Origin of the sequence: Campylobacter concisus (assembly GCF_002914005.1) — a bacterium.
Classification (GTDB): Bacteria; Campylobacterota; Campylobacteria; order Campylobacterales; family Campylobacteraceae; genus Campylobacter_A; species Campylobacter_A concisus_N.
Genome location: NZ_POZU01000016.1, coordinates 16,291 through 33,887 on the forward strand (window position 1 = coordinate 16,291; position 17,597 = coordinate 33,887).

At 39.1% G+C, this 17,597-nt stretch carries 16 protein-coding genes; 2 read left to right on the forward strand and 14 right to left on the reverse strand.

All coding sequences use genetic code 11. From position 1 onward, the window contains the following. Positions 1 to 3 precede the first annotated feature (3 nt). The 11 genes from CYP54_RS02100 to flgH all read right to left on the reverse strand — a co-directional run bounded on the left by CYP54_RS02100 (position 4) and on the right by flgH (position 11,632). Positions 4 to 609, reverse strand: coding sequence for a GDYXXLXY domain-containing protein (locus CYP54_RS02100; RefSeq protein WP_103604018.1), 606 nt, complete (start codon positions 607 to 609; stop codon positions 4 to 6). Next, on the reverse strand, positions 606 to 1,865 hold the full coding sequence (locus tag CYP54_RS02105; protein ID WP_103604019.1) for a DUF2157 domain-containing protein: 1,260 nt from the start codon (positions 1,863 to 1,865) through the stop codon (positions 606 to 608). Before CYP54_RS02105 ends, CYP54_RS02100 begins: the two co-directional genes overlap by 4 nt. 87 nt (positions 1,866 to 1,952) lie before the next feature. Further along, positions 1,953 to 2,330: a Na+/H+ antiporter NhaA gene (locus CYP54_RS02110; protein WP_103604020.1), complete on the reverse strand. Its 378-nt coding sequence runs from the start codon at positions 2,328 to 2,330 to the stop codon at positions 1,953 to 1,955. 16 nt (positions 2,331 to 2,346) lie between these two features. After that, positions 2,347 to 2,760 (reverse strand): nickel-responsive transcriptional regulator NikR, encoded by a 414-nt coding sequence (gene nikR, locus CYP54_RS02115; RefSeq protein WP_021091291.1) that lies wholly within the window; start codon positions 2,758 to 2,760, stop codon positions 2,347 to 2,349. Between the two features lie 45 nt (positions 2,761 to 2,805). After that, complete coding sequence (gene hypF / locus CYP54_RS02120) at positions 2,806 to 5,031, reverse strand: carbamoyltransferase HypF (RefSeq protein WP_103604021.1); 2,226 nt, start codon at positions 5,029 to 5,031, stop codon at positions 2,806 to 2,808. Continuing rightward, positions 5,015 to 6,487, reverse strand: a complete 1,473-nt coding sequence (locus CYP54_RS02125; RefSeq protein WP_103604022.1) for a hypothetical protein — start codon at positions 6,485 to 6,487, stop codon at positions 5,015 to 5,017. The genes hypF and CYP54_RS02125 overlap by 17 nt, the downstream gene beginning before the upstream one ends. Further along, entirely contained in the window at positions 6,484 to 7,026 is a 543-nt protein-coding gene (locus CYP54_RS02130; RefSeq protein WP_103559625.1) for a hydrogenase maturation protease, read from the reverse strand. Before CYP54_RS02130 ends, CYP54_RS02125 begins: the two co-directional genes overlap by 4 nt. Then, positions 7,026 to 7,706: a Ni/Fe-hydrogenase, b-type cytochrome subunit gene (gene cybH / locus CYP54_RS02135; protein ID WP_103604023.1), complete on the reverse strand. Its 681-nt coding sequence runs from the start codon at positions 7,704 to 7,706 to the stop codon at positions 7,026 to 7,028. The genes CYP54_RS02130 and cybH overlap by 1 nt, the downstream gene beginning before the upstream one ends. Positions 7,707 to 7,715: 9 nt before the next feature. Further along, on the reverse strand, positions 7,716 to 9,434 hold the full coding sequence (locus CYP54_RS02140) for a nickel-dependent hydrogenase large subunit (RefSeq protein ID WP_103604024.1): 1,719 nt from the start codon (positions 9,432 to 9,434) through the stop codon (positions 7,716 to 7,718). A gap of 8 nt (positions 9,435 to 9,442) precedes the next feature. After that, a complete protein-coding gene (locus tag CYP54_RS02145; protein ID WP_021091342.1) occupies positions 9,443 to 10,588 on the reverse strand; it encodes a hydrogenase small subunit in 1,146 nt (381 codons plus the stop codon). Between the two features lie 336 nt (positions 10,589 to 10,924). Beyond that, complete coding sequence (gene flgH, locus CYP54_RS02150) at positions 10,925 to 11,632, reverse strand: flagellar basal body L-ring protein FlgH (protein ID WP_103604025.1); 708 nt, start codon at positions 11,630 to 11,632, stop codon at positions 10,925 to 10,927. A 68-nt stretch (positions 11,633 to 11,700) separates the two neighbouring features. Here flgH and pta point away from each other — a divergent pair, with 68 nt between their 5' ends. Both pta and CYP54_RS02160 read left to right on the forward strand, forming a co-directional pair. After that, positions 11,701 to 13,068, forward strand: a complete 1,368-nt coding sequence (pta, locus tag CYP54_RS02155) for a phosphate acetyltransferase (protein WP_103604026.1) — start codon at positions 11,701 to 11,703, stop codon at positions 13,066 to 13,068. Position 13,069: 1 nt separating this feature from the next. Continuing rightward, on the forward strand, positions 13,070 to 14,266 hold the full coding sequence (locus CYP54_RS02160; RefSeq protein WP_103604027.1) for an acetate kinase: 1,197 nt from the start codon (positions 13,070 to 13,072) through the stop codon (positions 14,264 to 14,266). A gap of 146 nt (positions 14,267 to 14,412) precedes the next feature. On the opposite strand, the gene lpxD is transcribed toward CYP54_RS02160, so the two are convergent. The 3 genes from lpxD to CYP54_RS02175 are packed head-to-tail and all read right to left on the reverse strand — an operon-like array spanning position 14,413 to position 17,524. Beyond that, positions 14,413 to 15,366 carry a UDP-3-O-(3-hydroxymyristoyl)glucosamine N-acyltransferase gene (lpxD, locus tag CYP54_RS02165; protein ID WP_103604028.1) on the reverse strand — a complete coding sequence of 318 codons (954 nt, stop codon included), beginning with the start codon at positions 15,364 to 15,366 and terminating at the stop codon, positions 14,413 to 14,415. Beyond that, positions 15,366 to 15,827 carry an acetolactate synthase small subunit gene (gene ilvN, locus CYP54_RS02170; protein ID WP_223154204.1) on the reverse strand — a complete coding sequence of 154 codons (462 nt, stop codon included), beginning with the start codon at positions 15,825 to 15,827 and terminating at the stop codon, positions 15,366 to 15,368. The genes lpxD and ilvN overlap by 1 nt, the downstream gene beginning before the upstream one ends. Before the next feature lie 2 nt (positions 15,828 to 15,829). Next, on the reverse strand, positions 15,830 to 17,524 hold the full coding sequence (locus tag CYP54_RS02175; protein WP_258033615.1) for an acetolactate synthase large subunit: 1,695 nt from the start codon (positions 17,522 to 17,524) through the stop codon (positions 15,830 to 15,832). Positions 17,525 to 17,597 lie beyond the last annotated feature (73 nt).

The following is a 17,597-nucleotide window of genomic DNA, read 5'->3' on the forward strand; positions in this document are numbered from 1 at the left end:
ACTTTACTCTTTTTGTCTAATATCATCCAGCTTATCAAAATTTTCATCACCAAATAATTTTTTACTATTCTTTCCGGCACTCTTTTGAATTATTAGATCCTTTAATCTAGCCTTGCCATTATCCATCACCATCAAAACCGCATACGCATCAACGTCTTCTTCTCTCATTTCATCTTCAGTATTAGCCGCACTATCAGGTGACATATAAAAGTGCTCTATGCCGTATTTTACGAGCGAGTAGCCATCATATCTACCAGCTAAAAACACTCCATTTTCTGGCTTGCTTGCACTAAATTTTGCAAAGCTGTAAGTGCCATTAACATCTGGTTTTAAAACAGCATAAACTCTAGCCCCATCTCTTACTCTCTCATTGTATTGGTCGATATAGCGGTCATCTTTATCATTTTCGTCAAAATTTCTTGAGTGAAAATTTGAAAATTCATAGTTTAAATCAACATAATTTCCACGAAAAAGATCTCTTGGATCATAAAGATTGACCCTTACTCTTACCTCTTGTCCAAAATAAAGCGGCATAAGCGCGTAGCCAAGCATAATGCCAATAAGCAAAATTTGAAAAATTACAGCTACTATTAAGACTTTTATCTTCATTTTTTACGTCCTTTTCTAGCGACAACTAGCACTATGAAAGCAAACACCATAAATAGCGCCGTAGCACCAATATAATCACCTATTAGTTGGAAATACCTCACGGCTGCAACCAAAAATATCATACAAAGACCAAGTTTTAACTCACCCTTTTTGATGAGGACCGTAGCTGTTATGATATTTGCGAGCGAAAAAAATATATTTGCGTAGCCAGGCCCGTAGCTAAAGACAAATGGCAACGACACGAGCAGCGCCCCAAGTAGCAAGCCACTCTTATTTTTTTCTTTAAAAAATAGTGTAAAATAAGCAACACTAAATAGGATAAAGACAAAGCCAAAGTTACTTTTAAAAAATGACTTCACAAACCAAAGCTTTTCATCGTAAAACTCAAATAAATTTCTTTCTTCAAATAAAAATAGACAAAATAACAACACAAAAACGCCAAAATTTTTACCAAATTCTTTCGTAAATGCGCCAAGTCCTACTCTAAATTTATCTAGTAGCGGCGAAATGCTAATAAGTAAAAGTGCATAAGATAGCGATACGATCGCAACCATCGGAAGTCCAAACAAAAAGCCATAATCAAATATCGCCCTAAAACCACTAATGTAGCTGCAAAATGAAATGATGTATATAAAAATATCTATAAAAAGTACAAAAGCAAGCCATTTTGAGTCGTCTTTGTAAAGCGTATATGCGCCAAGTGCTATAAAAATGATAAAGCCAAAGCCAAAGTCGCCCTGATAAGCTATCATAAAAAACCAAACTGTCGCAAAGATAAGACTTTGGGCTACCAATACACCTTTTTTACTGGCAAAAGAAACCGCAAACGCCCCGATACTCCAAAGTAAAATACCACCGCTTGGCTCATCACTAATGTTATAAATTTGAGCAATAAGAGCAATCGCCGCACCAAAGCAAAAATTTCCAAGAAAAAACATCGCAGTTGATAGATTTTCCTTTTCCTTTGCGAGATAGTAAATTCCACCAAAATTTACAAGCCCAAGTACAAACAACACAAGCGCCAAACGTCCTAGTCTTGGTATCTCTTCCCAATTTGCACCAACGAGCGTAAAAAAGGCTAGCGCAAAAAAGAGATATGCTACGAGTTTTAAGACAAAGCTTATCTTGTCACTATGGGCATCAGGGTTGATATCGTATAAATTTGCTATTTTTATAGCGGTCTCTTTATCAACTATGCCGTCACTTTGCCACCGATCCAGCTCTTTTGTTAGAAAAATTCTATTTAAAAAGTTCATTATTCACACTTTCTTTTATAAGATATACAAAACACCAAATTTCTAGCCAGTACCTTAAATACCGTATTTATGTCCATTGACACTGCCTTAGTCTTTCAACAAAAAATATAATTGTGATTTAAAATATAAAAAAAATACAGAAGCTAAAATGCTACCGATAATAAAAATTTTTAGCAAGGTAGCTTGGGCTAGACTCCTAAGCTTTGCTTCTAAAATTTCTCGCTTAAGCCTAAACCCAAGTAAAAAGAAAAAAACGGCCATCAAACTATCATTTACCAAAAGGATAAGGGGCTTTTGTATCGGCGATTTACCAAAATTTAGCCTTGTATCGATTTGTAAAAATGAGTTATAAAAACTGCTTAAAAAAATATTTTCAAAGATAAATGCCACTAAAGCAACGGCGATAAGAAAGATACCACCGCTAGCTTCACCTATAAAAAAATCCCAAAAATTCCTAAAACCCATAAAGACCCTTAAAAAACTAAAACCTAGGAATAGCTGCCCTTGTGAGTTTAGAAAATTTTACGCCCTTTAAGCCGGCGATCCTTTCAGCAAAGCGTTCAATTTTGCCAGCCTCGCCTCTTATTGAAATCGTTTCTAAGCAGTTATGGTGATCGACATGAACATGGTTTGTGCAGATGATTTTCACATCAGAGCTATGCTCTATATCCATCTTTTTATTCACCAAATCGTTGTGATGATGCATATAAATGAGCGTCAAAACCCCGATCAACTCCTCACTAGCGTCCTTCCAGCTATCACTTACGATCTTTTCACGTATCAAATCCCTCGTAAATTCGCTCCTAGAAGCATAGCCTTGTTCGCTAACCTTTTTATCTAGTTCGTCTAGTAACTGACTAGGTAAAGAAACACTAAAACGTATAACACTATCCATTTTCTGCTCCTTTCTCGTTTGATTACCGTTTATAATTATTATACATCACTTATTAGAAAATGTGGATAAATAATAATAAATTTGCCCTAAATTTACGTTAGAATCGTTGCTACAGAATTTTTTATTGATATAAAATTTCAAATTTATTTCAGTAAATTTTTTGTAAATAAGCTCAAGCAAAGTCTTATTTTGGAAAACTCCGCCACTTAGCAAAATCTCTTTTTTCTCATTTTTAGAAATTTCAAAAATAATATCAGCCATGCCATTTATAAATGCCGTTGCCGCCACTCTTGGTTCATCTTTTAGGGCACTTTTAAAAGCATCTTTAAAGCCGATAACTCCGTCATTTAGGCTAAATTTGTAACACGCATCTAAATTTTTATCATAAAGTGCTTCAAGCCTCATGCCGCTTTCGCCCTCAAAACTAGAGTGAAAAAGTCTACAAATAATCGCTCCAAATGCGTCAAATATCCTACCAACTGAGCTAGTCTTTATTAAGTTTAATCCTTTTTGCTCCATTTTTTTAAAATTTGCAAGCATTTTTTCATCAAAATTTACTAAAAATTTACCAGCTTCGTCCTCAAGAGAGTATTTTAAAATAATAGAATATGCGGTTAGATAAATATTTTTGATGCTGTTTTCGCCCCCAAATAGGCTAAATTCATCAAAATGATAAACTCGCTCGTAATTCTTTTTATCTAGCCTAAAAACCTCGCCACCCCAAATTTTGCCATCTTCCCCGTATCCAGTGCCGTCAAAACAAAAGCCAATATACTTTTTATCTGCTAGATCGTTTTCAAATATCACGCTTAGCAAATGCGCGTAGTGATGCTGAAGATGAACTAGCTCAAAGCCCTGATCCTTTGCCCATTTTGTATTTAAAAAATTTGGATGCAGATCGGCTATGACCTTCTCGATTTTTAGGTTATAAGTCGTTTCAAAAAGGGTAAAAATATCTTTAAATCTATCAAAAGTCGCCACGTTTTTTAGGTCGCCGATATACGGGCTAATCATCAAAAGCCCGTCTTTATAGATACAAAATGAGCTTTTTAGCTCCGCACCAAGGGCTAAAAATGTCCCTTTTTGCTTGAAATTTGTATGGATGAAATTTGGATTTAAGCCACGGCTCGTTCTTGTGAAAATCACTTCATCACCAACACAAAATGCGATACTATCGTCACTTGGTGAGTAAATTTCTCGGTCGTGATCAAGGTAAAAATCTATGACATCACCTAGCTTTTCTCTTAGCTCGCTCTCATCTTTTATCACAACTTCGCCTGAGATATTCGCGCTAGTTGCGATGATGTCGTGCAAAAGATAGTCAAAAAGCAAAAGATGTATGCCACTAAATGCAAGCATGACACCAAGCTTGTTTAAATTTGGAGCGACACTTTTTGCGATATTTGAGCCGTTTTTTGCCTCAAGTAAGACGATTGGCTTTAAATTTGAGTTAAGTAGCTTTGCCTCTGCCTCTGAAATTTGCGCTATTTTTCTAGCGTTTTGTAAATTTTTACTCATCAGAGCAAAAGGCTTGCTTGGGCGATGCTTTCTAGCTCTTAGCTCGCAAACTGCGGCTTCATTTGTTGCGTCGCAGACTAGATGAAAGCCACCAAGCCCTTTAATGGCTAAAATTTTGCCTTCATTTATGAGCTTAGCTGCCTCTTTGGCTGCTTCGTTTTTACTAGCCAAGACTTTGCCAAATTTATCTTTTAGATAGAGTTTTGGTCCGCAGTTTGGGCAAGAGATCGGCTCTGCGTGATAGCGGCGATTAAGCGGGTCTTTGTATTCGCTCTCGCAAAATTTGCACATCTTAAACTCATTCATCGTCGTATTTATCCTGTCGTAGGGCAATGCTTTGATGATGGAAAATCTCGGTCCGCAGTTGGTGCAGTTTATAAATGGGTATTTGTAGCGTGGATTTGTGGGGTCATAAAACTCGCGCAAGCAGTCATCGCAAAGTGCATAATCAGGCAAAATAGGCGCTTGTTTGGTAGCCGACTTTGAAGCGATGATCTCAAGCTTTTCATAAATTTTATCTATCTTAAATTTCTTTAGCTCATCGATCCTAGCAAGTGCTGGCAGCTTCTCATAAAGCTCTTTTTCAAAAGCCAAAAAACTAGCCTCTTCGCCACTAAAATTTAGCTTCACACCCTCATCGTCGTTGTAAATTTCACCAACTAGCTTAAAATTATGCGCTAAAGTATAGACAAAAGGTCTAAAGCCCACACCTTGAACTAAGCCTTTGATCTCATATCTAAAGCTTGATCTCAACGCCAAATCCGGGGTCAAAATTTGTTTTTATATTTGGGTTTAGGTGCTTTTTTATCAAGTTGCTAACTACCTTATTATAAAATAAATCTCCGCTTAAAATAATATTTTTGATATTAAATTTATCTCGTTTTTCATAGCTAAAATCGCTCAAAAAGTGCGCCAAAGACTCGGTGCAACCAAAGCTGATATTCTTCTCTCCAGCGCCAGCAAGGACAAACGAAATGATACTTTTTACAAACTTAACCCCGTCTAAACCAAAGTCATCTTTCATCTTATAATCGATCCTAACGCCCTTTTGACCGCTAAAATCGCTTGCCATAAGAAGCAAATTCTCCCCTGCTTTTTTAAAGTCATTGCTTGTGCCAAGTATACGCCCAGCTATACAAAATAGCGAGAAAAAGCTAGCATTTGAGCTAAAATTTCCACTTGGTAAAGTATGCTCTTTACTGAAGTTTTCAAGTAGCCTTTCGCCGCCCTTCTCGGCTCTTATGAGCTCATAAATTTCTTCAAAGCTACTAAATTTTGGCAAAAATAGAAGCTGCGTTTTGCTTGATTTTGAAAGCAGGCAAATTTCGTCATCACTAAATTTGCTAAATTTTAATCCCAAAGCCACTTCGCCCAAATAGCTAAGCTCAAATTCCTCGTTTTTTGCATAGAAAAATGGGCTTAAAACTGCGCTACTTTCAAGCAAAGTAAGCCTTGAAAGAGCATTTTTTTGATCCTTTACTTTAACGCTTAAAAAGCTAAAGCCCTCTTTATTTAGCTGTTCGCAAACGGCGTAAAGAAAAAGGTCATTTGGTGCCATCACGTCAAAAAATAGCGACGCATTCTCGTGATTTTGTCTATAAATGGCTGTCGTCTTTAGTGCTAAAAGTGGCTTTTCAAAGCTAGCTAGAAATGTCAAAACTCTATCATCGGCGATAAAAATTTTTGGTAGTTGCTTTAAATTTACAGGCATCAAAAAATTTGTATCAAAATTTACGCCAAGAGAAATTTCATATAAATTTTCATCTTGCTCTACGCAAACTCTCTTGCCATTTTTTAGCAAATTTAGGCAAGCTTTTAGCTTTTCATTAAAATTACCAAGCGTTATCTCGCCCTCAAATTTACTCTCACATAGCACGCCACTTTCATTTAAGATAGCTTCTCCACTAGCCAAAAATGTGCTCGCTTGAGTCGGAGTTAGGCCACCAAATTTTATCTCATTTATCTTGCTATCTTCATCAAGCTCACTTGCAGCCAAGACCTCACTGTGCTTTATAAAAAGACTAAATGGCAAGAGCGTACTTGCTTTATTTGCCACGCTCTCAAGCTCACTGGCATTACCACTTACCTTTAGACAAATTTCATCATCTTTGCACTTTAGACTATGAGATAGATCACCAGCAAGCAAGCGTAAAAATGGCGCTAGAAACGAAGCGTCTTTGTGGCAAGTAAATTTAAAAGCAAGTATCATTTTAAACCTTTTTTGGCGTATTCATCAACGATATCGTTTAGGGTAAAATTTGCTACTTTTTCACACTTAAAATCAAGCTCTTTTAAGTGATCAAGCAACGTTTTTTCTAAAATATTAGAAGCGTTTATAACCTCATCTGAGAGGCTAAAATTTGATGATTCTATACGGCTAGGCACGATACCTAAAATTTTAGTCGTAGGCCTATCGCCTGCAAGCTCCATTAGATGAAGGGTCTGGAGCATCTCTATCTCGTGAGCCGAGCCGTCCCAGCTGATAAAATTTGGTACATTTAGAAAGTCAAAAAAATAAACATCGCCCACGCTTGCGCCATTTGCGCTAATGCAATCAACGACGATAAGATAGTCAAATTCGCTTATTATGTGAGTTAGAGCGAGGGCTAAAGTGCCCCCGTCCATTAGAGTAAGCTCATTTTTAGAACTTGTAAATTTATAGTTTTTGGCCATCAAATTTACAAAATGAACACCTATGCCCTCATCGGCAAACATCACGTTGCCGATACCAAGAACCAGCACTCTCATCAGTGTTCTTTTACAAATTTATAACCACTAACGATGGCGTCCATCGCTCCATTTTTGCCTTTAACAGCGTTAAATACCGCCATATAAACATGAATCGGCACAAATATCATGATGATCCACATACAAATTCTATGTATCGTTCTGACATTTGCTAATCCGCCCATAAGCTCTTCAAAAAACCTAGCTGGCTCATAAAGCGCTCCGCCAAGTCCATTGTGATAAACGTGAGCGTAGAGCACTAGGCCAGTTAGGCAGATGAGCGCCAAGATGACGTAAAAGAAAAAGTATGAGGCAAACTGCAACGGGTTATAAACGCCCCTTAAATGCGGGTGTGGCCCCATAAAAAGATAATACTTAATCTGTGCGATCCAAATTTTTGGATTTAAAAAATCAACCACGCTCATCCACTCTTTTTTGCTGTGTTTATCAAAGACAAATAGATAAAATTTAAAGATAAACGCCGCTATTAGCACAAAACCAGCGATCTGGTGAGCCATACGCCACTTTGCTTGCATAAAATTTGTAGGCTCGCTCGTGATCTCTGGACTCACAAAAACGTATGAGATATAGTAGCCGCTCACAACTAAAAGTGTGATCGCTGCAAATCTAATCCAGTGTGTCAGCCTAACGCCGATGGAGAATTCGTATTCGCTGATCCTGTCAGCATTTTTATGTGACATATTCTCTCCTTACAAATTTGGATTTATCTTATAAGTACTCAAATCATTTCCCTTCGTATCCATAACATGCACAGCACACGCGATGCAAGGATCGTAAGAGTGAATTTTTCGTATTATCTCAAGTGGTTTTGAAAGATCAGCGATCTTTAAACCAACTAAGCACGCTTCGTAGCTTCCCATTTGATTTTGTGCGTCTTTTGGAGAAGCGTTCCAAGTACTTGGCACGACTGCTTGCCAGTTTGAGATGACGCCATCTTTTATACGGCACCAGTGGCTAAGCGCACCTCTTGGAGCATTGCCTTGGAAATTTCCTTTGTACTCTTTTTTGTTATCGATTACATATTTTGCGCAAGTCTCTTGATCTGATTTTAAATTTTCTACCAAGGCATTAAATGCGTCCATTGTGTGCTCTGCGACTACTTTTGCCTCAAGCATACGAGTAGCGGTTCTGCCTAGAGTTGAGAAAACTGCACTTAGTGGCAAGCCACTCTTTGTTAAAAACTCATCAACTACCTTTTTAACTCTCTCGTTGCCTCTAGCGTAGTTTATAACGATACTTGCTATTGGACCCACTTGCATAGGCAAGCCATCATATCTTGGTGCTTTGATCCAGCTATATTTGCCTTTTGTATCAAAAAGCTTACTATGAGCTAGTTTACCCTCGGCGTCTATGCTCTCGCCGTCAATAAGACCTGTGTAGTTTGCCTCAGTCTCGCCGTCATATGGGTGAAGAGCTTTGTCGTTTTTATACCAAGACCTAGTAGCTTCTTCGGTGATTTTATTTTCATCGATATCATAAACCTTGTTAAGATCGCCATTTAAGATATAGCCACCTTTAAATAGATGATCATTTTTACCAATCAAAAACTCATCGTAGCAGAGTAAATTTGCCACACCAACGTCGTTTAGAACGCTTGGCTCATTACCATAAGCTTTAGCTGCCATCAAGATATCTGGATAGTAAGCTCTATCTACAAATTCTTTGATCTCGGCAAATTTGCTCATATATTCGCCCATTCTAGCTGGATCCATAAGGTCCATTACGCAGGTCACACCGCCAACTGTTAAGCTTTGTGGATGTGGGTTTTTCGCGCCAAAGATAGCCATCATCTGAGCCGCTGTTCTTTGAATCCTTAAGCACTCTAAGTAGTGAGAAAGGACGATTAAATTTTGCTCTGGCGTAAATTTATATGTGCTATGTCCCCAGTATGCGTTGGCAAATGGTCCAAGGTTGCCCTTTTTAACAAAGGCTTCAACTCTCTCTTTTACCTCTTTTAGTTTGTCAGCTCCCGTGGCAAATGGAAGATCAGTGTATTTAAACGCCTCTTCGCTAGCTTTATGCACATCTGCGCTTAGTGCAGAGACCACGTCCGCCCAGTCCATGCCGTGAAGCTGATAAAAATGTACGATGTGATCGTGAAGATATAAAGCTGCGTTCATAAGCGTTCTAGTTAGCTCTGCATTTAGTGGAGGTTTGATGCCAAGAGCATTTTCAACTGCGATGATGCCTGCTCGGTAGTGTGAATATGTGCAAACGCCACAAATTCTTTGCATAAAAAAGCCAGCATCTCTTGGGTCTCTACCTTTTACGATCTGCTCTAAGCCACGCCAAAGAGTTGAGCCAGAGTAAGCCTCTTTTACGATATTATTTTCATCTACGACAACTTCTATTCTTAAGTGTCCCTCGATACGTGTTATAGGGTCTATTACTATTCTTTTTTCACTCATTTTTCGCCTTATTCTTTATCTTTACTCATAGAAGCTATAACAGCGTGAGCTGCTATGCCAATGCCTGTAAGAGCTAAAATTCCAATGCCAACTTTATCGCTGACATTATCAGCTCCAAGACCCAAAACAGTATCAAAGAGTCTATCTGCCATAGGCTCTTCAAATGGTCCCATAGTATCCCAGAAGTCTGGCTCTGAGCAGCCTATACAGCCGTGACCTGCTTGAACTGGCCATGATGTGTGCTGGTTAAATCTCTCGCGTGAGCAGTTATTAAATGTATATGGACCTTTGCAACCTACTTTGTATAAGCAGTAGCCATTTTTTGCGCCTTCATCGCCGAAGTTTTGGACAAACTCGCCAGCGTCAAAGTGACCACGTCTTTCGCAAAGATCGTGAATTCTTAAACCATAAGCCCATTTTGGTCTATTGTAAACATCAAGTGCTGGAAGTGTGCCAAAAAGCAAGAAGTGAAGCACGTTGCCAACGATATTTTTCTCACTTGGTGGACAGCCCGCAACATTAATAACTGGTTTATCAGTTACCTTTGAAAGTCCCACTGAATTTGATGGATTTGGCCTTGCAGCTTGAATGCCACCAAAGCTAGAACAGGTGCCGATCGCAAAGATAGCAGCTGCGTCTTTTGAAGCATTTACAGCATGAGTTTTACCTGTTGTGCCATGAGGTCCAACAGTTAGAAAATTTTCAGTCGCACCAGTTGGGATACCGCCCTCAACTAGCAGGATGTATCTGCCTTTGTATTTTTCGATCGCGCTCTCTAAATTTTCTTCAGCCTGCCAACCAGAAGCTGCCATGATAGTTTCGTGGTATTCAAGGCTTATGTAGTCAAATATAAGACTATCTATACTTGGAGCATCGGTTCTTAGTAAGCTCTCGCTACAGCCTGTGCATTCTGCCATATGAAGCCATATCACAGGAAGCCTATCGCTAAGCTCAGCAGCACGAGCAACCATCGGTGTCATCGCACTTGGTAGAGCCATAAAAGCTGTCATCGCACCAGCCCACTTCATAAAATCACGCCTCGTAAAGCCTTTATCTTTTAAAAGCTGCGCAATACTCGAGTCGCTTTTCATCTTAGGCAATGCACTAAGCTCACTTAAGCGTCTATCTATCTTTTGACGCAAGTCATTATTCATATAAGCTCCTTTGCTTGAAAATTTTACTTTTGTTAATAATATCTTTGTTTAAAGAAGTAAAAAATTATTTTAAAAAATTAATATTTATAATTAAATAAATTTTAACTAAAAAATTTAAAATCCCTTTTTTGAGATATATTTTCAAAGTATAAAAAATAATATTTTGAAAAAATTTTATTTTGTTTTGATGAATTTTCAATATTTTAAGCATATTATTCTGAAAGTAAATATCAATTATAATTTTTAATAATTTAGCATATTTAAGGCGAGAGAAATTTTTGAGATATAATTTTTTAAAAGCCCAAATTGATTAAATTTTAGGCTTTTAAAGTTGCATTAAAATGGCCAGATAGCTTCCATAAGCCTTGTGCCCCAAGGTTTTTTGGTAGATTTGTCTAGCTCGCCCTCGGTTTTATACAAAATTTTAGCATCAGCTATATATTTTGAGTTGATTTCGTTGTTTTGTGAGATGTCGTAAGGTCTGATAACGCCGCTTACTTGCATGATCTGCTTTTCGCCGTTTATAAGTAGCTCCCGGCTACCTTCTATGAAATAGTTGCCATTATTCAGTATTTTTATGATCCTGGCTGAAATGGTTGCGGTAAATTTCTCGCTTCTGTTGCTCGTGCCACTACCTGTAAATTTATTGCCGCCACCTGCTTTAAAGCCGATGTCACCATATTTGTTTAAATTTTCAGCCACAGTTGAAAGCGGTGACGCTCCAGCCGTAAATACACCTCCGCCGAGTGATACGGTGCTATCTTTGTTGGTACTTTTGCTTCCACTTGAAATTTGGCTTGCGTTTTCTGAGATAACGATAGTCACGATATCATTTACATTCATCGCTTTTCTGTCTGAAAATAGCGGATTCTCGCCCTTACCAAAGAGGCTGCCAGCGTTGCTTTGTCCGGTTCCACTATCTTTTGAAGGGAGTTGCTCGACATAAACTGGGGGTTTCATATTGATATGAGGATCAGCGCTTGGTGTGCAGCCAGTGCAAATAATGCCCGCAGATAAGACGAGCCAAATCGTTTTATAGTTCATAAAAAATGCCTTAAAATAAGTATCTTTGTGCTAAAATTAAGCAATTTAAGTTCCTAAAAAGGTCGCAAATGAAAAGTTGTTACGTTTTTACAGACAAAAATTTAGCACATCTGCAAGAAATTATAACTACAAAATTCAAAAAAGTTGAGATTTTTAAGATAATCCCAGATGAAAACGATAAAAATAACTTAATAAATTCAAATGAAAAAGAGTTTTTTCTAAAATTTATAGATAAATTTGAAAAGTTAAAAGCCAAAAGCGACTTTGTCATAGTTCTTGGCTGTGAGAGCTTTAGTATCTTTGGTAAAAGCGAGCTAAATTTAAAGCTAGCTAGAAATTTAAACGCTCCAGTCTTTGACGAAAATGCAAGCGAGCTAAGGGCGTTAAATTTAAACTCAAAACTTCTAATCACTGATAAGATAGATGAAATTTTAAAATATCAAGCAGATATCATCACACCATTTAAATTTCAAAGCTTGCTTCTAAAAAGGTCCAAAGCGGCAAACAAGACCGTCGTTTTACCAGAGAGCGACGATGAGAGAATTTTAAAAGCGGCCCACATCGTATTAGAAAAAGATGCGGCAAATATCATCTTACTAGGATTTGAAGATGAAATTTTAAAAAAAGCGGCCGCTTTGGGGCTAAATTTAAGCAAAGCCAAAGTGATCAATCCAGAACAAAATGAGCTGACAGATGAATTTGCAAAGAAAATTTATGAGCTAAGAAAACATAAAGGCGTTGATGAAGCCAAGGCAAACGCGCTTGCAAAAGATAAAATTTACTTTGCTACTATGCTAATTCACGAAGGCTTAGCCGATGCCTTGGTAAGTGGCGCTACGATGAGCACGGCTGATACGATCCGCCCAGCTTTGCAGATCATAAAAACAAAGCCAAATGTAAGTGTGGTAAGTGGGGCATTTTTTATGGCGCTTGAAGAAGAAATTTTGCTTTTTGCAGACTGTGCTGTCACTCCAAATCCAAGCGCAGATGAGCTAGCTAGCATAACGCTAAGCAGCGCTCAAACGGCAAGCGCCTTTGGTCTTAACCCAAAGATCGCCATGCTAAGCTACTCTACGGCTGAGAGTGGAAGTGGGCCCGATGTGGAATTTATAAAAGAAGCTGCCAAAAAGGCGAGCGAGCTTGATGCAAATTTAAAGATCGCAGCGCCCATTCAGTTTGATGCGGCAGTTGATCTAAGCGTGGCTAGTAAAAAAATGCCAAACTCTGATGTGGCTGGGCATGCAAATGTCTTTATCTTTCCAAATTTAAACTGCGGAAACATCTGCTATAAAGCGGTTCAGCGAAGCGCAAACGCTCTAGCCATGGGTCCGATACTTCAAGGGCTAAAAAAGCCAGTTAATGACCTAAGCCGCGGTAGCCTCGTTGAAGACGTGGTAAATACTATCTTAATCAGCGCCATACAAGCAGGAGAATAATATGAGAATTTTGGTTTTAAACTCGGGTAGTAGCTCAATAAAATTTCAACTTTTTGCAATGGATACAAAAACCAGTCTAGCAAGCGGTCTAGTCGAGCAAATCGGTAGCTCCAGCTCAAGAGCGGTACTAAAAGCAAATGGCGAAACCTACGAGATAAAACGCTTCATAAAAGACCACCATGACGGACTTGAGGCGATGAACGAGCTCTTTGTTACATCACACACATTGCACGATCTAAGCGAGCTTGATGGTATCGGACATAGGATAGTTCACGGGGGCGAGAGCTTTTTTAGCTCAATGATCGTTGATGAAAGCGTCATCAAAAAGATCGAGGAGATAAGCCCACTTGCCCCTCTTCATAACCCAGGGCACCTTGCTGGCATTAAAAACGCAATGAAAGAGAGCAAAAATGTGCCTCACGTGGTCGTTTTTGACACGGTATTTCATCAAAGCATGCCAGAGTACGCCTACCGCTATGCCCTACCATACGACGTTTGCAAGACTCATCATATAAGAAAATACGGCTTTCACGGCACTTCACATAGATACGTTTGCAAGCAAGCGGCCAAAATGCTTGGCATAGAATTTAATAAATTTAATGCCATCTCACTTCATCTAGGAAATGGCGCCTCAGCTTGTGCTGTGCAAAATGGCAAAAGTATCGACACCTCGATGGGACTTAGTCCACTTGAAGGGCTCATAATGGGCACAAGAAGTGGCGATATGGACCCAGCGGTGGTCATCTACTTGCTAAATATCGGTGTTTTAAAATGGAATGAGATCGATAACTTTTTAAACAAAAAAAGCGGACTTTTTGGAATTTGTGGCTCAAGCGATATGAGAGATGTCGTAGCTAAAATGGAAAATGACGAGCGTGCAAGGCTTGCGTTTGATATGTTTTGCTACCGAGTTAAAAAATATATAGGTTCGTATTATGCTATTTTGGGACGCGTAGATGCGCTTATATTTACCGGCGGTATCGGCGAAAATGCGCCAAATACAAGACAAAAAATTTGTGACGATCTAAAGCATCTTGGCATCCATATAAATCACGATCTAAATTTCTCAAACGAGAGAGGTGAAAGGTGCATAGACGATAAAGATGCCAAAATAAAAACGCTCATCATCCCAACTAACGAAGAGCTAGAAATAGCAATAGAAACGGCTAGAGTAATAAAAGAGAACAAAGCCAAATAAATAGAAATTTAAAATAAAATAGCCAATTTGTATTTTGCCAAACTCAACATATAAATTTTAAGTCTAGCTCGTTTTAAAATAGAATTAGCATTTTTAGGCTACGAGATAAAAAGCTTTTGCGATTTTAAGCTCGCAAAAGCTTGCAATCAATTTTTCTTAAAAAATCTCAAAATTTTTGCTTGGAGTTTAAACTGATCTGAAAGCTCCATTATCGGATAAGCTCCAGCATATTTTTTGCCGCCAGGTAGGTCTTTGCTAACGCCTCCACGTGCAGCGATCTGCGCGAAGTCACCCACTTTTACATGACCAGCTGAGCCGCTTTGTCCGCCCATTACAACGTTTCTGCCTAGCACTGTTGAGCCAGCAAGGCCAGTTTGTGAGACGATTAGGCAGCCATTTCCAAGCTCGCAGTTATGGCCTATTTGAACGAGATTATCTATCTTTGTGTAGTTTGCGATCACTGTGCTTTCAAAAACACCACGATCTATCGTCGTGCAAGCACCGATCTCGACATAATCGCCTAAAACAACATTGCCATTATGATAAATTTTTACATGCTCGCCAGTTTTTGTATGTGCATAACCAAAGCCATCGCTTCCGATCACACAGTTTGCCAGCAGATGACACTCGTTACCGATGACGCAGTCGTTATAAATGACTACGTTTGGGTGGATGATGCAGTTTTTGCCGATAGTCACATTATCGCCCAAAAATGCTCCAGCCATGACTATCGTATTTTCACCAATGCTCACATTTGAGCCTATGTAGACATTTGGCATTATCTTTGCACTCTTGGCGATATTTGATGGCTTTGGCTCACAAAAAAGCGGCTTAGCATAATCTTTACTAAGCAAGGCAAATGCAAGGTGTGGGTTGTCACACACAAGTGCGACCATACCAGCTGGCACCAAGTCTAAAAGCGATTTTGTCACCAAGATGGCTCCAGCGTTTGATGTACTTATAAATTTTGCATTCTTCTCGCCATCGCAGTATGTTAGCTCAGCTTTATTTGCATTTTTTAAAGAATTTAGAGCAAAAATTTCTATATCTTCTCCACTAAAAGTAGCATTTACTTTTGAGGCTATTTCACTTAGTTTCATCATATATCCATTATCACAGATCCGCCACGTACGACGTCAACTGGGTTAAATTTCTTTATCGATTTTAAAAAGCTCTCGATCCTACTCGCATCGTCAGCCACCATGACAACGATGTAGTTTTCGTTTGTATTTGTAACGATACCATTGTACGACTTTAGTATCGCCTCAAGACCAGCAAAATTTTCACCAAGCGGAATTTTCACAAGAGCCATCTCTTTTTCGACAAATTCGCCGCTTTCTATGACTTTATACGTTGGTATGAGCTTATGAAGCTGTTTTACGATCTGCTCTAAAACTCTCTCATCGCCACTTGTTACGATACTTAACCTTGAGAAGTTGCTCTCAGGTATCGGAGCAACGGTGAGTGTATCGATGTTGTAGCCCCTGCCCGCAAAAAGCCCAGAAATTCTAGCCAAAACGCCGTGTTCATTTAAAACTATAACCGAAATCGTTCTTCTGATACTCATTTTTCTTCCTTGCTCTTTAATATCATATTATAAATCGCAGCTCCAGCTGGAACCATAGGAAGCACATCCTCAAAGCGGTCGATCCTAACGTCGATCATCGCTGATTTCTTGCTATCGATCGCTTCTTTTAAAGCCTTTCTAAACTCATCCTTACTCTTGCAAACAAAGCCAACTCCGCCAAATCCCTCAGCGATCTTTACAAAATCAGGCTGCAAGCTAAGATCAGTCGATGAGTAGCGTTTTTCATAGAAAAATGTCTGCCACTGACGAACCATGCCTAAGAAGTTGTTGTTTAAAATGATGTTTATAACAGGCATATTTATCTCATGAGCAGTCATTAACTCTTGGATATTCATAAGTATTGAGCCATCACCTGTAAAATTTATAACAAGATTGTCTGGTTTTGCACATTTTGCGCCAATCGCTGCGGGGAGGCCAAATCCCATTGTGCCAAGTCCGCCACTTGTGACAAGCTGTCTTGCTCGGTTAAACGGATAAAACTGCGCCACCCACATTTGGTGCTGGCCGACATCTGTTGAGATTATCGCATCAGCTCCTGCTATCTTTGCGGTCTCTTCGATGACCCATTGTGGCTTTAAGACCTTGTCGCTATCTGTGTAGCCAAGTGGATTTAGTTTAGAATATCTATCTAAAATTTCTCTCCAAGGTGCGTAGTTTTCATGCTTTGTATTGACTTCTTCGTAAAGCTCAGTTAGCACGTTTGTAAGATCGCCAACGATCGGATAGTGAGCGTTTATGATCTTTGAGATGGAGCTTGGATCGATATCTATGTGAATTATCTTTGCATGTTTGGCAAACTCATCCGTCCTGCCAGTGATCCTGTCACAAAATCTAGCTCCAAGCGAGATGAGAAGGTCGCACTCGCTTAAAGCCATATTTGAAGCATAGCTGCCATGCATGCCTGCCATGCCTAAATTTAGCTCATCTTTTGCGTCAAGTACACCAAGAGCCATCAGTGTCTCAACTGCTGGAATGCCAGTTTTTTTCATAAATTTACGTATGATCTCGCTTGCATTTGATGCGACTGCACCACCACCGATGTATAGAAGCGGCCTTTTAGCTTCATTTATCGCAACTGCTGCTTTTTTTATCTGTTTTGAGTTGCCCTTATAGGTCGGTTTGTAACTTGGAATAGAAATTTCTTTTGGATATACAAAATCTCCAAGTCTTGATGTGATATTTTTTGGGATATCGATATGAACTGGTCCTGGGCGGCCTGATCTTGCGATATAAAAGGCCTCTTTTATGATACGAGGTAGCTCTTCGACGCTATTAACTAAAAAGTTATGCTTAACACAGGGGCGTGAAATGCCAACCGCATCGATCTCTTGAAAAGCATCTGTACCGATCATAAATGTTGGCACCTGGCCGCTTATAAGCACGATCGGAATACTATCGCTATAAGCTGTTGCAAGGCCAGTGACTGCATTTGTAAAGCCAGGGCCACTTGTCACAAAAGCAACGCCAACTTTACCACTAACCCTAGCGTATCCATCGGCCGCGTGAACGGCTGCTTGCTCGTGGCGAACCAAAACGTGTTTAAAATAAGTCTGCTTGTATGTTTCGTCATAGATATTTAAAGCTGCACCGCCAGGATAGCCAAAAACTATCTCAACGCCCTCTTCGTGCAAGGCCTCGCTTATCATCTGTGAACCAGAAATCTGTTTTATCATCACTTTAGCCTTTTGATAAATTTATCGCAAATTATATCCCAAAGCATTTTAAATCCATTTTAACTTTCTA

Excerpts from the sequence above, each read along its gene's own strand:
- CYP54_RS02100 (WP_103604018.1), bottom strand. The coding sequence starts at position 609 with ATGAAGATAAAAGTCTTAATAGTAGCTGTAATTTTTCAAATTTTGCTT.
- CYP54_RS02105 (WP_103604019.1), bottom strand. The coding sequence starts at position 1,865 with ATGAACTTTTTAAATAGAATTTTTCTAACAAAAGAGCTGGATCGGTGG.
- CYP54_RS02110 (WP_103604020.1), bottom strand. The coding sequence starts at position 2,330 with ATGGGTTTTAGGAATTTTTGGGATTTTTTTATAGGTGAAGCTAGCGGT.
- nikR (WP_021091291.1), bottom strand. The coding sequence starts at position 2,760 with ATGGATAGTGTTATACGTTTTAGTGTTTCTTTACCTAGTCAGTTACTA.
- CYP54_RS02125 (WP_103604022.1), bottom strand. The coding sequence starts at position 6,487 with ATGATACTTGCTTTTAAATTTACTTGCCACAAAGACGCTTCGTTTCTA.
- CYP54_RS02130 (WP_103559625.1), bottom strand. The coding sequence starts at position 7,026 with ATGAGAGTGCTGGTTCTTGGTATCGGCAACGTGATGTTTGCCGATGAG.
- cybH (WP_103604023.1), bottom strand. The coding sequence starts at position 7,706 with ATGTCACATAAAAATGCTGACAGGATCAGCGAATACGAATTCTCCATC.
- CYP54_RS02140 (WP_103604024.1), bottom strand. The coding sequence starts at position 9,434 with ATGAGTGAAAAAAGAATAGTAATAGACCCTATAACACGTATCGAGGGA.
- CYP54_RS02145 (WP_021091342.1), bottom strand. The coding sequence starts at position 10,588 with ATGAATAATGACTTGCGTCAAAAGATAGATAGACGCTTAAGTGAGCTT.
- flgH (WP_103604025.1), bottom strand. The coding sequence starts at position 11,632 with ATGAACTATAAAACGATTTGGCTCGTCTTATCTGCGGGCATTATTTGC.
- pta (WP_103604026.1), top strand. The coding sequence starts at position 11,701 with ATGAAAAGTTGTTACGTTTTTACAGACAAAAATTTAGCACATCTGCAA.
- CYP54_RS02160 (WP_103604027.1), top strand. The coding sequence starts at position 13,070 with ATGAGAATTTTGGTTTTAAACTCGGGTAGTAGCTCAATAAAATTTCAA.
- lpxD (WP_103604028.1), bottom strand. The coding sequence starts at position 15,366 with ATGAAACTAAGTGAAATAGCCTCAAAAGTAAATGCTACTTTTAGTGGA.